Below are 15850 nucleotides of genomic sequence, written 5' to 3' on the forward strand. Positions count from 1 at the left end.
GACGTGCGACAATCGGGCCATGTCCGAATCACCGTCCGCGCTCGACCCGCTCCGTTCCCGGTTCCTCGACGCCGGCCTGCGCGTCCTCGCCCGCGACGGCTACGGCGGCTTCAAACAGTCGACGGTGTGCGCGGAGACCGGTCTCACCACCGGTGGCTTCTACCACTCGTTCAAGAGCTGGAGGGACTTCGAGACCGCGCTCATCGAGCACTGGAAGACCGAAGCGACGGCCAACGTGGTGGCACAGCTGCGCACCATCGGCAGCCCGGTGGACCGGATACTCGCAGTGGTCGAGGCGTCGCGGAATCTGCCGCACCACACCGAGCGGGCGCTGCGCGTCTGGTCGTCGAAAGACCCCGACGTCGCCGCCGCGGTACGAGAGGTGGACCGGACCCGGCGCGAGGCCGTCGCCGAGTTCGTCGGCGACCTGATCGCCGACCCCGACGAGCCCGAGCAGATCGCCGCGCATTCGCTGATGGTCCTGGTGGGCTACCAGTGCTCGGATGCCGGGCCCGAAGAGTTCGAATGGGCGATGCGCCGCATCGTCGACCGCACTCTCAGTCTTCCGCGCAAGGCCGATCAGACGTCGGAGTAGTCCGCGACCCGCCCCTTCCTCGGTGCGTTGCGCAACGCCGACAGCATCCGCGGGACGCGCCGCAGCGGCAGACGGGCGGGCCAGTCGTCGGTCCGCAGCAGCGCCTCGGTGCCGCCGTCGACGGTGACCACCGAACCGGTCATGAAGTCGGCCGCGGGCGAGAGCATGATCATCACCCAGTCAGCGATCTGCTCGGGCGTGCCGTACTCACGCACCGGCACCGGGTACGAGCGCACCTGAGCGGCCGTCGAACTGGCGAGCTGTTTGCGCAGCAGAGGCGTGAGCACCGGCCCCGGAGCGATGACGTTGATGCGGATACCGGCGGCGGCCCACTGATCGGACACCGCGTGCCGCCGGCACCAGCGGCTCACCGCGATCTTCGACGCCGCGTACGCCGCGGGTCCCGACAGCGGCCCCATCCGGCGCACGATGCGCACGGCTCTCTCGGTCTCGCCCGCCTCCAGCAGTCTGACGGCCCGGCGCGGCACAAACGGCGTCGACGTCGTCGAATTGGACCCGAACACCACCACCTTGGCTTTGTCGGCCGCGGCCAGTTCGGGTTGCAGACCCATCAGGAGTTCGGTGACGCCGAGCACGTTGACCTCGACGGTCAGCCGTTCCTTGCCGCGCAGCGCGCCCACCCCGGCGGCGAACACGGCGCCGTCGAGCCTGCCGCCGGCCCGGGTCATGATCGCGCGAACCGCATGTGCCCGGCCTGCGCTCGTCGAGAGGTCCGCCTCCACGTCGGCGTCCGCGAGGTCGACGCCGATCACCTCGTGCCCGTCCGCCCGCAGGCGTCGCGCCACTTCGTGTCCCATTCCCGACGCCGCGCCGGTCACCACGTACTTGCCCACGAATACCTCTCTCAGGTGCGATCTCGCTCCCGACTCTAGAACACGTTCTATCCGGCGGCACACCCTTCGGCACCTCGTCGACGCGCCGGCTGACGTCTCAGAATCGATAGATGCGCTTGGCGTTCCCCGCGAAGAGCTGCGTCAACAGGTGGTCGCCGCGGTCGCCGAGGACGTCGAGCAGTGCGCCGACCGTCATGCCGATCGGCGAGTTGGGGCGGTCGACCGGGGAGTCGGAGCCGAAGATCACGCGGTCGGGACCGAACCGGTCGACCAGATGCAGTACCAGCGGCCCGGCCATGTCGGCCAGTACCGCTCGGCTGGCGATGGTGCCCGACGTCTCCCGGCCGTAGCCGAGGAGCGCGAGGCCCAGTCCCGAGACCTTGACCACCACGTTCGGCCGATTCGCGATCATGGCGGTGCGTTCGCGCCACAGACTCAGGATCTCGGCACGCGCGGCAGCCGTCATGCCGGTCTGCGCGCCGACCGGTCCGAACGCACCCGCGGGCATCCCCATGTGCTCGACGATGATCGTGGTGTCGGGGAACCGCCGGGCGAGCATGTCCAGCTGCCCGAGCTGATGGGAGTAGGCCACCGAGACGAACGCCAGATCACGTTCGGCGAGCTCCTCGAAGCCCTTGAGGAAGCTGGTCGAAGCGACCACATCCGGTTCGTCGCACCAGTCCGGCAGTTCGGGATCGGCGTGCCGCGCCCACTTGAACCGGACGGCGCGAACGCGGTCGGAGTACGCGAGCTGACGGTCGAGAGCGGCGCCGAACAGGGGATGTCGCGGGTCGGCTGCCGTGACCGTGGCACCGAGCGCCGGACCCTTCTGACCGTGCGGAAGCGCCGTGAGGTACTTCAGCTCGTCGAACGACGAGTTCATCAGCGACTCGGGGTCCCTCGCCGGCCGCCAGTGCGACTCCACTTGAACCACGCTTTCCACACCGACGCCCGCGATGGAGAGCAGTGCGACGGCGTCGCTGGAATACTGCGCCGGTTCGTAGGCTGAGGTCAGGATGCTCGAATCGAGACCGTACAGGCGGTCGGCGCTGGTGCCCACGCGGGCGGCGAGCGAGAGGGCCGGCGTGGGCACGAACCGTCGCAGCCGGGGCGCCGACAGCCGCGCGAAGCGGGCGAGCGCCCATGACGACCGGGTGGGGTTGAAGTAGTGGACGTGCGCGTCGACGATTCCAGGGAGCAGTCCACCGAGCATCGTCACACCGCTAGCGTGCCACAACCCACAAGCGGCACGCCGAACAATATCGGGGCCAGTCGGTCACGCCGACTACAGTGGACCACGCCCGGCACCGGGCGGCCCGTGAACACCAGCGACGACGCGGAAAGCGAGCAGGAAGCGTGACTCAGCCCGAGCAGCCGATCCTGGCGCAGACCCGGGCACTCCTGGCGAGCGATCCCGACCGTTTCGCGAGCAGCGTCTTCGCCCGGCTGTTCGCGATGCGGCCCAGCCTCCGAGAGTTGTTTCCGGCCGAGATGGGCACTCTCCGAGCCTCATTCGTGGATGTGATCGACCACGTGCTCGACGCGATCGGGGCACCGGACGGCCACGGCGAGCTGGTCGAGTTCCTCGCGCAGCTGGGCCGCGACCACCGCAAGTTCGGCGTCGTCAGCGAGCACTACTGGCTGATCTACGACGCCCTGATGTCGGAGTTCCAGTTCGCCTTCGGCAACCGCTGGACGCCGGAGGTGGAGGAGACCGTCGGGCAGGCGATGCTCCTGACCACCGGTGTGATGCGCGGCGCCGCGGAAAGCGCCGAGGGTCCCCCGCGCTGGCACGCCCGCGTGGTGCAGAAGTTCCGGATCACGCGCGAGCGGGCCGTGATCCGGCTGATCGCCGATGGACCGCATCCGCCGTACGCCGCCGGCCAGTACCTCGAGACGCAGATCCCGCAGTGGCCCCGGACCTGGCGCAACTTCTCCCCGGCCATTCCCTCGAACCCGCAGGGCGAGTTGGAGTTCCACGTCCGAGCCGTGCCGGGCGGCCGGGTCAGCGGCTCCATCGTGCGAGACACCGCGGTCGGAGACGTGTGGACCTTCGCACAGCGCCACGGCACCATGCACATCGATCCGGCGCGACCGGCGCTGCTGATCGCCGGCGGTACCGGGCTCGCTCCCCTGCGCGCGCTGCTGATCGACCACGCCCGCTTCGGCGAGCCGGCTCCGGTCCACCTCTTCTACGGAACACAGAATCCCGGCGAACTGTACGAGCTCGGCGTGCTCGCACAGCTGGCCGGCGCGAATCCGTGGCTGCGCGTCACCGCCGTCACGGAGAACACCGAGGACCCGTGGTGGCTCACCGGCGGCACCGATCCGCGCGGCTGGGGGCTCGAAGTGCGCTACGGCCGCGTCGGCGAGGTGGCCGCGACGTACGCCGACTGGCGGGGCCGCCAGGTGCTGCTGTCCGGCCCGGCCCCGATGGTCTTCCACACCGCGCTGCGACTACGGGCCGCCGGCGTGGATCCCGACGCGATCCAGCACGACCCGCTGAACTGACCGCCCGGGACCGGGCACTGCCTACGACTGATGCCGGGACGCGACCAGCACTGCCAACGCACCGCCGAGCATCGACACGTTCTTCAGGAACTGGATCTGCTGCATCTTGTGCTGCATCGGATCGTCGATCTCCCAGAAGGCGTGCCCGGCGAAGGTGGTCGGAACCAGCGACGCCGCCAGCAGGACCGCACCGGGCCGTGCACCGAGACCGGTGGCGATCATCGCGCCGCCCAGCACCTGGGCGGCACCGTTGGCCCGGACGATCGTCTCGTTGTCGGTCGGCAGCGGGATCACGGTCCGGATCTTGTCGAGCAGCGGCGACGCCGCTTCGACGCGGGCACCCGGCGCCGTGGCGGCGTCGTAGCCCAGGATCATGTACGGGATGCCGGTGAGGGCGCGGCCTGCGGCGTGGATCAGATTCATGGGGACCTCTCGATAGACGGTGGGTGCTCGGGGCACACGCCGCCGAGGATAGTGGAACCGAAACGGGCAAGGCCGCCGACGGCGGTCGGCGGCCTTGTGGTTCTATCGCGTCGTGGTGCTACCGCGTCAGCGGCTCCGTTTTCCCCGCGGCTGCCACACCACGAGGGCGTTGGTACGGGGCACCGGAACCAGTTCTCCGTGACGTGCCCGCGACGCCGACTCCATCTGCCGAGTCAGGTCACTGACCCGTCGGCGCAGGGCCTCCACCTCGTCGCTGAGTTCGATGATCCGTTTGATCCCCGCGAGGTTCACGCCCTCGTCCTGCGACAACCGCTGGATCTCGCGAAGCATCTCGACGTCGCGGTTGGAGTAGCGACGCCCGCCGCCGCGCGTGCGCTGCGGGGTCACCAGACCCAGCCGATCGTAGGTCCGGAGGGTCTGGGCGTGCATGCCGGCCAGCTCCGCCGCCACCGAGATCATGAACGTGGCGGCGTCGCCGACGTCGTCATTGCGCGACCGGTCTCCTCGATCGTCGACTGCCATGGGTCATCACCGCCCCCATCCTGCGCGGGGGTCGAATCCACTGGCCCGTTCGGCCTCCGCATACTTCTTCATCGCTTCGGTCGCCGCGTCGTCGAGCTTGGTCGGCACCGCGACCTTCACCGTCACCAGCAGATCACCGGATCCGCCGGATCGCTTCGGCACACCGCGGCCCTTCAGCCGCAGGGTCCGTCCGTCGGAGGTGCCCGCCGGGATCTTGACGCCGACCGAACCGTCGAGCGTCGGAACCGAGATGGTCGCTCCGAGAATCAGCTCCGAGATGGACACCGGCAGTGAGACCTTGAGGTCGTTGCCGCTGCGGGTGAACACCTTGTCGGCCATCACGTGCACGGTCACGTACAGGTCGCCGGACGGCGCGCCGCGCATCCCGGCCTCGCCCTGCCCGGCGAGCCGGATCCGCTGACCGTCCTCGACGCCCTGCGGGACGCGGACGTTGATGGTCCGCGGGCGCACGGTGATGCCGGTGCCCTGGCAGTCCGGGCACGGATCGTCGATCTTGGTGCCGGTGCCCTGGCAGTCGGGGCAGGGTTCGGAGAATCCGAAGTGCCCCTGGTTGCGGGTGACGAAGGCAGTGCCGTTGCAGGTGGGGCACGTGCGCGGGCTGCTGCCCGGCCGTGCGCCGCTGCCGTGGCACTTGGTGCACGGCGACGGGCTGGTGACGCGCAGCGTCACCGTGGTTCCCTGCACCGCGTCGCGGAATGCAAGGGTGGTCTCGGTCTCGAGATCGTTGCCGCGTCGCTGGCGGGGTCCGCCGGCCGACCCGCCGAAGCCGCCGCCGCGTCCGCCCAGCAGGTCGCCGAGCATGTCGCCGAGGCCACCGCCCCCGCCCGCACCGCCGGCCGCGCCGAACAGGTCGCCGAAGTCGAATCCGCCGGCACCGCCCGGCGTTCCGCCGCCGAAACCGTTGCCGCCGCGGAACCGGCCGCTGGCCATCAGGGTCCGGGCCTCGTCGTATTCGCGGCGCTTGGTCTCGTCGGAGAGCACGCTGTGCGCCTCCGACACTCTCTTGAAGCGTTCTTCGGCCGCCGTGTCGCCCGGGTTGGCGTCCGGGTGCAACTCACGGGCGAGCTTCCGGTAAGCCTTCTTGATCTGGTCGGCACTGGCGTCGGAAGAAACGCCGAGGTCTGCGTAGAAATCGCGTTCCAGCCATTCACGCTGGGGAGCCATCAGGCGTCACCTCCTTGAAAAAAGTCTGTGGTTGTCATGTGTCGCTCCTGTTCGGACACACGGTGGCAGTGGGGCCGCGGGGCCGCCGTGCAACGGCGACCCCGCGCTCGCATCACTGCTCCGGCGCAGCGTCGCTCGGCGCCGGGTCGGTGACCGTCACCATGGCGTGACGGATCACCTTGTCTCCCAGGCGGTAGCCCGTCCGGAAGACGTTGCCGATGACAGGGGTGTCCCCGCTGCCATCATTCTGAATGGCTTCGTGGAGTTCCGGGTCGAATTCCTCGCCCGGCTCCGCGAACTTCGCCAGCTTCTCACCCGAGAGAACGTCGACCAGCTTGTCGGCGAACGCCCGCAGCGGGCCCTCGTCGAGGTCTCCGTGGTCCCGGGCGCGGTCGAGGTCGTCGAGGATGGGCAGCAGCTTCTCCACGAGAATCTGCTTACCGCGGTCGACGGCCTGCAGCTGCTCCTCGGCACTGCGGCGACGGAAGTTCGCGAACTGCGCGCGCTCCCGCTGCAGGGCCTCGGTCAGCTCCGCCACCTGCGCATCGGCCGGGGTGGCCTGGTCGCCGGCCGGCTGGGCCGCCGCGTCGTCCGCGGCGGCTTCAGCCTGCTGGGTTCCCGCGCCGTCGCGCACCTCACCCGTCTCCGGGTCGACGCGACGGTTGTCGGTCACCGTCACCGGCTCTTCGGCGGTGTTCTCCCCGGCGTTGTTACCGGCTGTCACTTGTTCTCACCTTCGGCGGGATCGTCCACGACCTCGGCGTCGACGACGTCGTCGGCTCCGGCGTCACCGGTGGCCGCACCGGCCTCGCCCTCGGCCTGAGCCGCCGCGTAGATCGCCTGGCCCATGGCCTGCGACTCCTCCGACAGCTTCTCGATCGCGCTGCGGATGGCGCCGGTGTCGGTGCCCTTCAGCGCCTCGTTGGCTCCGGTGATGGCCGCGTTGACCTTGTCCTTGACGTCGGCGGGGACCTTGTCCTCGTTCTCCTTCAGGAACTTCTCGGTCTGGTTGACCAGCGACTCCGCCTGGTTGCGGGTCTCGGCCTCCTCGCGGCGGACGCGGTCCTCTTCGGCGTGAGCCTCGGCGTCCTTGATCATCCGGTCGATCTCGTCCTTCGACAGACCCGAGCCGTCCTGGATGCGGATGCTGTTCTCCTTGCCGGTGCCCTTGTCCTTCGCGGTGACGTGAACGATGCCGTTCGCGTCGATGTCGAAGGTGACCTCGATCTGCGGAACGCCCTGCGGTGCAGGCGCGATGCCGCCGAGCTCGAACGATCCGAGCAGCTTGTTGTGCGAGGCGATCTCGCGCTCACCCTGGTACACCTGGATCTGCACCGACGGCTGGTTGTCTTCAGCGGTGGTGTAGGTCTCCGACCGCTTGGTCGGAATGGTGGTGTTGCGCTCGATCAGCTTGTGCATCACGCCGCCCTTGGTCTCGATGCCGAGGGACAGCGGGGTCACGTCGAGCAGCAGCACGTCCTTGACCTCGCCGCGCAGGACGCCGGCCTGCAGGGCGGCGCCGACGGCGACGACCTCGTCCGGGTTGACGCCCTTGTTGGGCTCCTGACCACCGGTGAGCTCCTTGACCAGGTCTGTCACGGCAGGCATGCGGGTGGAACCGCCGACGAGCACCACGTGGTCGATGTCGCTGACCGCGATGCCCGCGTCCTTGATGACGGCCTGGAACGGAGTCCGGGTGCGCTCGAGCAGGTCGCTCGTGATGCGCTGGAACTCAGCGCGCGAGAGCTGCTCGTCGAGGAAGAGCGGGTTCTTGTCGGCGTCGACGGTGATGTACGGCAGGTTGATCGAGGTGCTCTGCGAGGACGAGAGTTCGATCTTCGCCTTCTCAGCGGCCTCGCGCAGACGCTGCATGGCCATCTTGTCCTTGGTCAGGTCGATGCCCGAGCTGGCCTTGAACTTGTCGACGAGCCATTCGACGATGCGCTCGTCCCAGTCGTCACCACCGAGGTTGTTGTCGCCCGACGTGGCACGGACCTCGACGACTCCGTCGCCGATCTCGAGCAGCGAGACGTCGAAGGTGCCGCCACCGAGGTCGAAGACCAGGATGGTCTGTTCCTTCTCGCCCTTGTCGAGACCGTAGGCCAGAGCGGCCGCGGTGGGCTCGTTGACGATGCGCAGAACGTTGAGGCCCGCGATCTGGCCGGCCTCCTTGGTGGCCTGACGCTGCGAGTCGTTGAAGTACGCCGGCACGGTGATGACCGCGTCGGTGACGTCCTCACCCAGGTAGGCCTCGGCGTCGCGCTTCAGCTTCATCAGCGTGCGGGCGCTGATCTCCTGCGGGGTGTACTTCTTGCCGTCGATCTCGACGGTCCAATCGGTGTCGCCCATGTGGCGCTTCACCGAGCGGATGGTGCGGTCGACGTTGGTGACGGCCTGGTTCTTGGCCGGCTGTCCGACGAGGACTTCGCCGTTGCGCGCGAACGCGACGATCGACGGAGTGGTCCGCGACCCCTCAGCGTTGGCGATGACGGCGGGCTCGCCGCCTTCGAGAACCGACACCACGGAGTTGGTGGTGCCGAGGTCGATTCCGACAGCACGTGACATGTGTGTTCCTCCTAGTTCCGGCTTGCTGGTGGGGGCCGGGTAGTTCTTTGGGCCGGGAGGGCCTTGTTGGTCTGTGAAACCTCAGCGCCTTCGACTCAGGTTTAATCGAGGATGTTCACCCCGTCAACCTTGTTGAGCCGCTTTCACTCAAGTTTCTCGATGGGTTCAACTGTACGCAGGGACGATTCATTCCGGAGAGTTGAGCGAAGTTGACTCAATCCTGGGTGATGTCCGTCACCGCAGGGAGACGGTCGGACGTGAAGTCAGCATCTGCGCCATCGGCAGACCAGCCGGGCACGTATCGAGCGTCAAAACCATGACCTGTTCCATTCATACGAACAGATGGTGACGCGCGTCACCGGATACCTGAGAACGACCTGAGCAGAGGCCCCTCGATCCCGTCGACCTGCGGAAACATCCCTCGTTACACATTCGCCCGCGACGCCGCATTTCCGGCACAGAAGTGCTCCCTCGCACTGTGTCCCCAGAGTTAGTGGCACCGTGGGGCGCTGCGGCGTCCCATCATTCTCGGCATGGCACCCATCGCACGATTGACCTCAACCGCTCGACGCGCAGTCGTCGTCACTGCCGCCGGAGCAGCGGCAGTGTCGCTCGCTGCCATCGGCGCCGGCAGCGCTCATGCTGCGGTCGGCGAGAATCTCGACCAGAGTTGCACCAAGTACTCGCAGGACGGCGGAACCACGTGGGGGAATTTGGACGTCCTCTCGTGGAACACCGACCGCCCGGTCCCGGGCCACGAGGTGAAGCAGGCTTCGTTCAAGATCAAGAACTCCTGCGACACGCCCGCCAAATTCCAGGTGTTCGCCGGCAACTGGGAACTCCCGGGCGGAGGTTCGGCCACCGTCCGCGCGAACGCCGGCTCGGTGAAGGGAAGCAAGCACAGCCTGGCAGGCGGCCCCGGAATCCTCGTCGTCGAGACTGGTCGGCTCATCCAGAACACACCGATCGACGTGGAACTGTTCGTCGGCATTCCACAAGGGGAGACCGAACAGAACTTCACGATCAAACCTGACTGGAGCACCTCTCTCGAAGAGGTCGCAGGCGACGCTCCAGTGGATCCCGTGGACCCGACTGATCCCGGAGGTGATGGCGGTTCCGGATCTCTCGACTCGGGCTCGCTCGGTTCCGGTTCGCTCGGCAGCATGTTCGGCAGCCTCGGAGGCGGCAGCAGTGATGCCGCCAAGAGCGTTCAGGTGAGCCTGAACGCCCCGGCCATCCACGCCGGCGGGCGCTGAACGGCGGATCGGCCGGCTCGCGCACCCGTCGTACGCCGGCCGATCACACAAACTTCGGCCATCCACCCCGGTGAATCCCGGCCGTAGACGGTCACTTCGGTGACCGCCCCCGCGCGGGCATCTCCCGCCGCGCGGGTCACCCTCTCCCACACCTTCGGGTGTCCCGATTCAATTAAGGGAAGACATGAACAAGGTTACGAAGGGCGCTCTCGCCGCAGCCGCCGGCGCAGCTATCCTCGCCGGTGGCGCAGGCACCATGGCGGCTTGGAACAGCAACGTCAACACCAACGGCGGCACTGTCACCGCCGGTCAGCTGAACCTCACCGCGGTCGACACCGGTACCTGGACGTGGGTCGGCGGCACGAAGGATGGCGATACCTTCAACCCTGGCACCGACCGTCTCGTGCCGGGCGACACCGTCCGGTACACGGCCAGCTACAAGATCACGGCCGTAGGAACCAACCTGACGGCGACCCTGACTCCCAGTGTGGGCGGTGTCTCCGGCGATCTCGCACAGTACCTCGATCCGACGACCGCAGGTGGTGGCCCCGGAATCACGGTGACCCCTGCCGACAACAACACGACCAAGACGGTCTCGACCGACATCACATTCAAGGCGGACACAAGCGACCAGAACGGCCAGGGCAAGACCGCTGACCTCTCCGGCGCCACGGTCACTCTGCAGCAGAACTAAACCACTCCTCCCGTGATTAAGAGGATTTCGTGAAGCCCCAAATCAAATGGGCGCTCGCAGCGGCGGCGGTTCTGCTGGTGGGATTCATATCTCTCCAGCAGACCGGCGCCCTCTGGCGTTCGGAAGCAACAAGCAACGGAGGCACCATCACGGCCGGCACCCTGGATATCTCTGCCGGTCAAGACGGTGTCAAGCAGTTCACGCTCGACGGACTGACGCTGACTGACGCGAACCCCGGCGACACCGTCCAGAAGCCGCTGCCGGTCATCAATTCCGGCAACGTGACGATGCAGTACAAGCTGAACTCGGTGGCCGTCACCGGCACCACCCCGCTGCAGCTGCGTGTCGCGGTAGTCGGCAGCGAGGCCGCGTGCACCCCCACCGGCGATGTCGGTGACGAGATCTACTCGGGTGCGATGAACACCGCTGCCACCGCAGCCCGCAACGTCCCAGCGGGTACTACCGAAGTGCTGTGCCTGCGTACCACCATCGCGACCAACGCATCGACGTCGCAGTCGGCCAACGCGACCTTCACCTTCGGCGCCCAGTCGGTCAGCAACTCATGATGTTCAGTCGCGGAACCCATCACACCAGCGAGACGGAGGCGCTCCCGTCCGCAAGCGACGCGGAGAACTCCGACGCGACTCCACCCATCTGGTGGGTGAAGACGATCGCGTCGTGGACGCTACTGCTCGTCGCGGTCGGCGTGCTCGCTGTGCTCGTGGTGGTTCCGCGGCTGACCGGTTCCACCGCGTACACGGTGCTCACCGGGTCGATGCAGCCGACGTACGCGCCGGGAACGCTGATCGTGGTGAAGCCGACGCCGGGCGATCAATTGAAGGCCGGCGACGTCATCACGTTCCAGCCGGAGTCGGGCAATCCGTCGGTCACGACGCATCGGATCATCAGCATCGTCTACGACGCGAGCGGTAAGCGCCGGTTCATCACCAAGGGCGATGCCAACAATGCGACGGACCCGGTCCAACTCGTCGAAGAGCAGGTCCGCGGCAGACTGCTGTACTCGGTTCCCTACCTCGGCCGGATCAACTCCCTGATCTCCGGCTCGTCGCGGAGCATCGCGGTGTTCGTGATCGCCGGCGGTCTCGGTGCGTACGCGTTGTGGATGTGGATCAGCAGCATCCGCGACCGCAAGAAGCCGAAGCCTCCCGAGAACCCCGAGCCCGGCGCCGCTCCGCCCGATCCGCCGATGCCGCCGGCTCCCACGCAGGCGGTTCCGGCGCACGCCGAGGTCGGCGGCCGGCACTCCGCAGGATCTGAGAACCGCTGCTACGCGTGCGGCGCCGATCAGTCCGGACGTCCGCCGCTCGCCTACTCGGCGGTCCCCGATCCGCCGTCGGCGGCGCCGGTGATCCCCAGTGCCGAGATCACCCAACCGATTCCTTTCATCAAGTGACTCCCTCCCGAATGATTAGGCAGAAACAGATGTCCTCATCCAACGAAACTCACGACCGCGAGCGGTCGGGGTCGCGACTGCGCGGGCGCCTCGGCGACACCGGTTGGACGCGCGCCCGAGCGATCGCCTCACTCGGAATGGTCTTCGGTCTCGGCGCCGTCGGCACGATGGCCGCGTGGTCGGACACCGCGACCGCGACTACCGGAATGTTCTCGACGAGCGCGGTGAACATCGAGATGAAGCTCAACGGCCAGCGTCCGAATTATGCATTCGCCGCGCTCAGCAAGATCAACCTCGCGCGCGGGGCCACCACCGCCGGAGTTCTGCCGGTTCAGAACACCGGTTCCGACGACTTCAAGTACACGATGAAGGCACTGGTCGCCGATGCCGGCACCGCCACCTACGGCAGTGCCGACGCAGCCACGTTCGCCGACAATCTGACGATCGAGATCCGTAGCGGCGGAACGAGCGACGGGTCCACGTGCAGCGGGGGAACGCAGATCCTGGCGCCGCAGAAGCTGTCCATCGGCACGGTCGACATGATCACCGCGGCGCGGCAGGTGAATGTCTCGGCCGCGGACGATCTGTGCATTCAGGCGAGCGTGAGCCCGACTGCTCCGATCGGAGCCCGGATGTCTGCGCTCTCGATCAACTTCCAGTTCGCAGCCACTCAGGCCTGATCCACGATGAGCCAGCACCCCGACGATCAGTCCGGACCACGGTCCCGGCGTGAGCTCGCGCTCAACGCCGGTGCCGTGATCGGATTGATCTGCATCGTCGCCGCGATCGCCTCGATGGCGTTCAACATCACCCCGCTGGTGTTCCGTTCAGGGTCGATGTCGCCGCAGATCCCCACCGGTTCCCTCGCACTTGCGCGGACCGTACCCGCCACCGATGTGCACGTCGGTGACGTGGTCAGCGTCGAGAACGAGGCGGGCACGCGCATCTCTCACCGCGTGGTCGCAGTGAACCCGATCGGCGGCGGCGAAGTGTCGCTGACTCTGAAGGGCGACGCCAATCGTGCGCCTGACCCCTCGCCGTACACCGTCGCCGAAGCCGACCGCATCGTCGCTCACGTGCCGATCCTCGGCTACGCCGCCGCGTGGCTGTCGAGCAAGACCGCGATATTCCTCGGCGGCATTCTCGCCGGCGCACTGCTGATGCTGGCGTTCGGCCCGATCCGACGATCAATGGACGGCTCGACGTCCGACACCGGCGACGCATCCCAGACACATTCATCCGACGAGCCCGCCGATCACCGCGAGCCGCAGTACCAGGAGGCCGACCGTGCCTAATCTCCAGTCCGTCCGATCCAAGATCCCGGCCAAGCGTGTGCTGCTTGCGCTCGGCGGCGTGACCGCAGTCGCCCTCGGCGTCGTACAGACCACCGACACCATGGCGGCGAGTACTGATGCGTCGACAGCAAAGGTCTCTCAGATCGCGACAGAGAACTTCTTTCCCACGCCGTTGCCGTCATCTATTTCATGCTCGGAAAGCGGCAGTCTGGGCTTCCACAAGGCCAACGTGTCATGGCCAAGCGCAGGCCCGGGGATGAGCTACCGCGTCACCCTGTGGAAGGACGGGATGAGCGGCATCGAGCGTGCGCCCGCATATCAGACCGGCACCACGTGGGTCCTCGCGGTGAACTACGACCTCGCCTGGGGGAACTACGTTCTGACAGTTCAGACTGTGAACGTGGCGAGCGGTACGACCGACGCTTCCCGGCTGGTCTCATCCGGCTACCGCAAAATCACCGTGGGGAGCAACGCACAGCGAAACGGTTCATGCCAAGGAGGTGCGGGAGTCCAGGCGAACGCGACCTGGGAGGATCAATCGAGCTTTACACCCGCAGCGCCAGCCGTTGACGGTGCCAGCGAGTTCAGCCGGTCCCGCAAACTGAATAGCCCGGCGGCTGCCTCGCCTTCGGCGAGTTCCACGGATTCACCGTCCGCGAGCACCACGCCGGAGAACGCCTCACCCACGTCGTCTACGACTGCTGAGACGGAGCCCTCGACTCCGGCTTCCAGCGAGCCCTCCGCGGATGACGAGACCGGATCCCCGTCGAGCACGAGCGATCCAGTTGCCGAGGCAAAACCGGCCGAGGTGACCATCGGTGTCGAGGCGGCAGCCGGTAAGTCGACGCTGATCCTCTTCCACGACGGCGTCGAGAAGTGCCGGGCACCGCTGGCCGAGGACGACACACCGAGCGTCAACTCCGCCACCAACACCGTCTCGATCACCAACGGGACCACGGTGAAGAAGGTCGACACGGAGACCTGCGCAGTCTCCTGACCCACCCATGCGAAGGCGCGTCCGGTGCACCCCGACCCGGACGCGCCTTCCCCATTTCCGGACGACGGACCGACGGTTAGACTAGAACGCGTTCTATTGCGATGGTCGACTCAGGAACGGAGTGGGATGGGACTGCGAGAGCAGATGCTGGCCACCGTCGAAGGGTCGCCGGCGGCCGTGGCCGCGCACGACAAACAGCGGTGGCTGTCGCTGTTCGCGCCGGACGCGATAGTCAACGACCCGGTGGGGTCGAGCCCGCACCGCGGAGACGAGCACCTCTCCCGCTTCTACGACACCTTCATCGCTCCCAACACGATCGTCTTCCATCCGGCGCACGACATCGTCTGCGGCGACACCGTGATCCGCGACCTCACGCTGGAGATCCGCATGAGCGACGCCGTGACGCTGACGGTGCCTGTGCACCTGCGGTATGAGATGGCGTCGGCCGATCTGATCGCGGGCCTGTTCGCCCACTGGGAACTGCCGACCATGGTGCGACAACTCCTTGCCGAAGGAGTCGACGCACTCCCGATCTCGACGCGGCTGACCGGGGCGCTGCTGCGGAACCAGGGACTCGGCGGAGCCGCAGGCTTCGCCCGAGGGTTCGTTCGCGCGGGCGCCGCGGAGAAGCGGCGGACGCTCGCGTTCCTAGACGCGGCGTGCGGAGGGCGGTCCGGGTCCGACGTACGAGTCGAGTACGGTGCCGGGCGCGTCGGGCCGGTCGCAGACCTGCGCGACGAACTGGACGGCTGGCGGACCAGCAAGTGCCTGGCTGCCGGACGATACGTGACAGTGAGCCTCACGCGCGGCGAAGAACACGCGGTGGCGATGGCCACCTTCGAACGCAGGCAGATCGTCGCGATGAAGGTGTACGTGGCGAGCTGAACCCGCCCTACTCGACGGCCGCGCGGTCGGCGATCCCCATCGCCCACCAATACAGACCCGCGTCGGGGCTGGATGCGGAGGCCAGAACGAGGTCGGAGAGGTTCAGATCCTCCCACTCCCACAGGAGCTCGTTGTAGGCGGTCATCATCGGTCCCACGCGGGCGCGGGCCCGAGCGATCTCCGCCTCCGACAACCCGCGATCCCGCAGCCAGCCGTCGGTATCGGCCTGCCGACCGTGGCCGATCGTGGTGTCGAGAAAGGGCTCGAGCAGCCGCATCCAGATGTCGGGGCGGGCGATCTGCGGAATCCGGTGACGCTCGGCGAACTGCCGGAGGTCGCCCTCACGCAGCTTGGACACGAACAGCGTCTCGCCCGCCGTCGTGCGGATCTCCGGCGGGAATCCAGCCGGGTCGACGTCGCGGATGCCGCTCACCGACAGCACCGGCTCGGCACACACCGAGGCCGCCGGGTGAACGTAGTCGACGAAGGTCAGGGCGTCGTCGCCGAACTCCACGCCGCGCGACCACAGTCCGGGTAACGGCACCCGCGAAGGCTGCTGCGCCGGCGGGCGGCGCCGTCGTCGCGGCCAGAAGATCACGTGCCGAGCGTAGGACATCGATCAGGAGGTCGCCT

The 15850-nt window shown here is 67.5% G+C and carries 18 protein-coding genes; 10 read left to right on the top strand and 8 right to left on the bottom strand.

The features are described from left to right. Positions 1-19 precede the first annotated feature (19 nt). Positions 20-595 (top strand): TetR/AcrR family transcriptional regulator, encoded by a 576-nt coding sequence (locus tag ACK8HH_RS16200; protein WP_045539864.1) that lies wholly within the window; start codon positions 20-22, stop codon positions 593-595. Here ACK8HH_RS16200 and ACK8HH_RS16205 read toward each other — a convergent pair. After that, positions 580-1449, bottom strand: a complete 870-nt coding sequence (locus tag ACK8HH_RS16205) for an SDR family oxidoreductase (RefSeq protein ID WP_006896070.1) — start codon at positions 1447-1449, stop codon at positions 580-582. The two genes, ACK8HH_RS16200 and ACK8HH_RS16205, sit on opposite strands and share 16 nt — an antisense overlap. 97 nt (positions 1450-1546) lie before the next feature. Next, a complete protein-coding gene (locus tag ACK8HH_RS16210; RefSeq protein WP_006896069.1) occupies positions 1547-2662 on the bottom strand; it encodes an amidohydrolase family protein in 1116 nt (371 codons plus the stop codon). Between the two features lie 143 nt (positions 2663-2805). Between ACK8HH_RS16210 and ACK8HH_RS16215 the strand changes: the two genes are divergently transcribed. Then, a complete protein-coding gene (locus tag ACK8HH_RS16215) occupies positions 2806-3960 on the top strand; it encodes an FAD-binding oxidoreductase (protein WP_045539868.1) in 1155 nt (384 codons plus the stop codon). Between the two features lie 21 nt (positions 3961-3981). Here ACK8HH_RS16215 and ACK8HH_RS16220 read toward each other — a convergent pair whose 3' ends face one another. The 5 genes from ACK8HH_RS16220 to dnaK form a co-directional block, all read right to left on the bottom strand. Next, a complete protein-coding gene (locus tag ACK8HH_RS16220; RefSeq protein ID WP_006896067.1) occupies positions 3982-4383 on the bottom strand; it encodes a DoxX family protein in 402 nt (133 codons plus the stop codon). A 126-nt stretch (positions 4384-4509) separates the two neighbouring features. After that, positions 4510-4926 carry a heat shock protein transcriptional repressor HspR gene (locus tag ACK8HH_RS16225; protein WP_006896066.1) on the bottom strand — a complete coding sequence of 139 codons (417 nt, stop codon included), beginning with the start codon at positions 4924-4926 and terminating at the stop codon, positions 4510-4512. Between the two features lie 6 nt (positions 4927-4932). Continuing rightward, on the bottom strand, positions 4933-6111 hold the full coding sequence (gene dnaJ, locus ACK8HH_RS16230; RefSeq protein WP_006896065.1) for a molecular chaperone DnaJ: 1179 nt from the start codon (positions 6109-6111) through the stop codon (positions 4933-4935). A gap of 112 nt (positions 6112-6223) precedes the next feature. Continuing rightward, positions 6224-6835 carry a nucleotide exchange factor GrpE gene (gene grpE, locus ACK8HH_RS16235; RefSeq protein WP_006896064.1) on the bottom strand — a complete coding sequence of 204 codons (612 nt, stop codon included), beginning with the start codon at positions 6833-6835 and terminating at the stop codon, positions 6224-6226. Next, positions 6832-8676, bottom strand: a complete 1845-nt coding sequence (dnaK, locus tag ACK8HH_RS16240) for a molecular chaperone DnaK (RefSeq protein ID WP_006896063.1) — start codon at positions 8674-8676, stop codon at positions 6832-6834. The genes grpE and dnaK overlap by 4 nt, the downstream gene beginning before the upstream one ends. A 533-nt stretch (positions 8677-9209) precedes the next feature. Here dnaK and ACK8HH_RS16245 point away from each other — a divergent pair. The 8 genes from ACK8HH_RS16245 to ACK8HH_RS16280 all read left to right on the top strand — a co-directional run bounded on the left by ACK8HH_RS16245 (position 9210) and on the right by ACK8HH_RS16280 (position 15217). Further along, positions 9210-9932, top strand: coding sequence for a hypothetical protein (locus tag ACK8HH_RS16245; protein WP_006896062.1), 723 nt, complete (start codon positions 9210-9212; stop codon positions 9930-9932). 184 nt (positions 9933-10116) lie between these two features. Continuing rightward, positions 10117-10626: an alternate-type signal peptide domain-containing protein gene (locus ACK8HH_RS16250; protein ID WP_412475343.1), complete on the top strand. Its 510-nt coding sequence runs from the start codon at positions 10117-10119 to the stop codon at positions 10624-10626. A gap of 29 nt (positions 10627-10655) precedes the next feature. Beyond that, complete coding sequence (locus ACK8HH_RS16255) at positions 10656-11192, top strand: hypothetical protein (protein ID WP_412475344.1); 537 nt, start codon at positions 10656-10658, stop codon at positions 11190-11192. Further along, on the top strand, positions 11189-12040 hold the full coding sequence (locus ACK8HH_RS16260) for a signal peptidase I (RefSeq protein WP_412475345.1): 852 nt from the start codon (positions 11189-11191) through the stop codon (positions 12038-12040). The genes ACK8HH_RS16255 and ACK8HH_RS16260 overlap by 4 nt, the downstream gene beginning before the upstream one ends. A 29-nt stretch (positions 12041-12069) precedes the next feature. Continuing rightward, positions 12070-12720: a SipW-dependent-type signal peptide-containing protein gene (locus ACK8HH_RS16265; RefSeq protein WP_412475346.1), complete on the top strand. Its 651-nt coding sequence runs from the start codon at positions 12070-12072 to the stop codon at positions 12718-12720. 6 nt (positions 12721-12726) lie between these two features. Further along, positions 12727-13335 (top strand): signal peptidase I, encoded by a 609-nt coding sequence (locus ACK8HH_RS16270; protein ID WP_412475347.1) that lies wholly within the window; start codon positions 12727-12729, stop codon positions 13333-13335. Next, complete coding sequence (locus ACK8HH_RS16275; protein WP_412475348.1) at positions 13328-14332, top strand: hypothetical protein; 1005 nt, start codon at positions 13328-13330, stop codon at positions 14330-14332. The genes ACK8HH_RS16270 and ACK8HH_RS16275 overlap by 8 nt, the downstream gene beginning before the upstream one ends. A 126-nt stretch (positions 14333-14458) precedes the next feature. Beyond that, positions 14459-15217, top strand: a complete 759-nt coding sequence (locus tag ACK8HH_RS16280) for a nuclear transport factor 2 family protein (RefSeq protein WP_375003487.1) — start codon at positions 14459-14461, stop codon at positions 15215-15217. Between the two features lie 7 nt (positions 15218-15224). Here ACK8HH_RS16280 and ACK8HH_RS16285 read toward each other — a convergent pair whose 3' ends face one another. Beyond that, a complete protein-coding gene (locus tag ACK8HH_RS16285) occupies positions 15225-15815 on the bottom strand; it encodes a hypothetical protein (RefSeq protein ID WP_375003485.1) in 591 nt (196 codons plus the stop codon). Positions 15816-15850 lie beyond the last annotated feature (35 nt).

Origin of the sequence: Gordonia sp. LUNF6 (assembly GCF_047041125.1) — a bacterium.
GTDB lineage: Bacteria > Actinomycetota > Actinomycetes > Mycobacteriales > Mycobacteriaceae > Gordonia > Gordonia sihwensis.

Excerpts from the sequence above, each read along its gene's own strand:
- ACK8HH_RS16280 (WP_375003487.1), top strand. The coding sequence starts at position 14,459 with ATGGGACTGCGAGAGCAGATGCTGGCCACCGTCGAAGGGTCGCCGGCG.
- dnaK (WP_006896063.1), bottom strand. The coding sequence starts at position 8,676 with ATGTCACGTGCTGTCGGAATCGACCTCGGCACCACCAACTCCGTGGTG.
- ACK8HH_RS16220 (WP_006896067.1), bottom strand. The coding sequence starts at position 4,383 with ATGAATCTGATCCACGCCGCAGGCCGCGCCCTCACCGGCATCCCGTAC.
- ACK8HH_RS16200 (WP_045539864.1), top strand. The coding sequence starts at position 20 with ATGTCCGAATCACCGTCCGCGCTCGACCCGCTCCGTTCCCGGTTCCTC.
- ACK8HH_RS16260 (WP_412475345.1), top strand. The coding sequence starts at position 11,189 with ATGATGTTCAGTCGCGGAACCCATCACACCAGCGAGACGGAGGCGCTC.
- ACK8HH_RS16270 (WP_412475347.1), top strand. The coding sequence starts at position 12,727 with ATGAGCCAGCACCCCGACGATCAGTCCGGACCACGGTCCCGGCGTGAG.
- ACK8HH_RS16250 (WP_412475343.1), top strand. The coding sequence starts at position 10,117 with ATGAACAAGGTTACGAAGGGCGCTCTCGCCGCAGCCGCCGGCGCAGCT.
- ACK8HH_RS16245 (WP_006896062.1), top strand. The coding sequence starts at position 9,210 with ATGGCACCCATCGCACGATTGACCTCAACCGCTCGACGCGCAGTCGTC.
- ACK8HH_RS16210 (WP_006896069.1), bottom strand. The coding sequence starts at position 2,662 with ATGCTCGGTGGACTGCTCCCTGGAATCGTCGACGCGCACGTCCACTAC.
- ACK8HH_RS16265 (WP_412475346.1), top strand. The coding sequence starts at position 12,070 with ATGTCCTCATCCAACGAAACTCACGACCGCGAGCGGTCGGGGTCGCGA.
- ACK8HH_RS16225 (WP_006896066.1), bottom strand. The coding sequence starts at position 4,926 with ATGGCAGTCGACGATCGAGGAGACCGGTCGCGCAATGACGACGTCGGC.
- dnaJ (WP_006896065.1), bottom strand. The coding sequence starts at position 6,111 with ATGGCTCCCCAGCGTGAATGGCTGGAACGCGATTTCTACGCAGACCTC.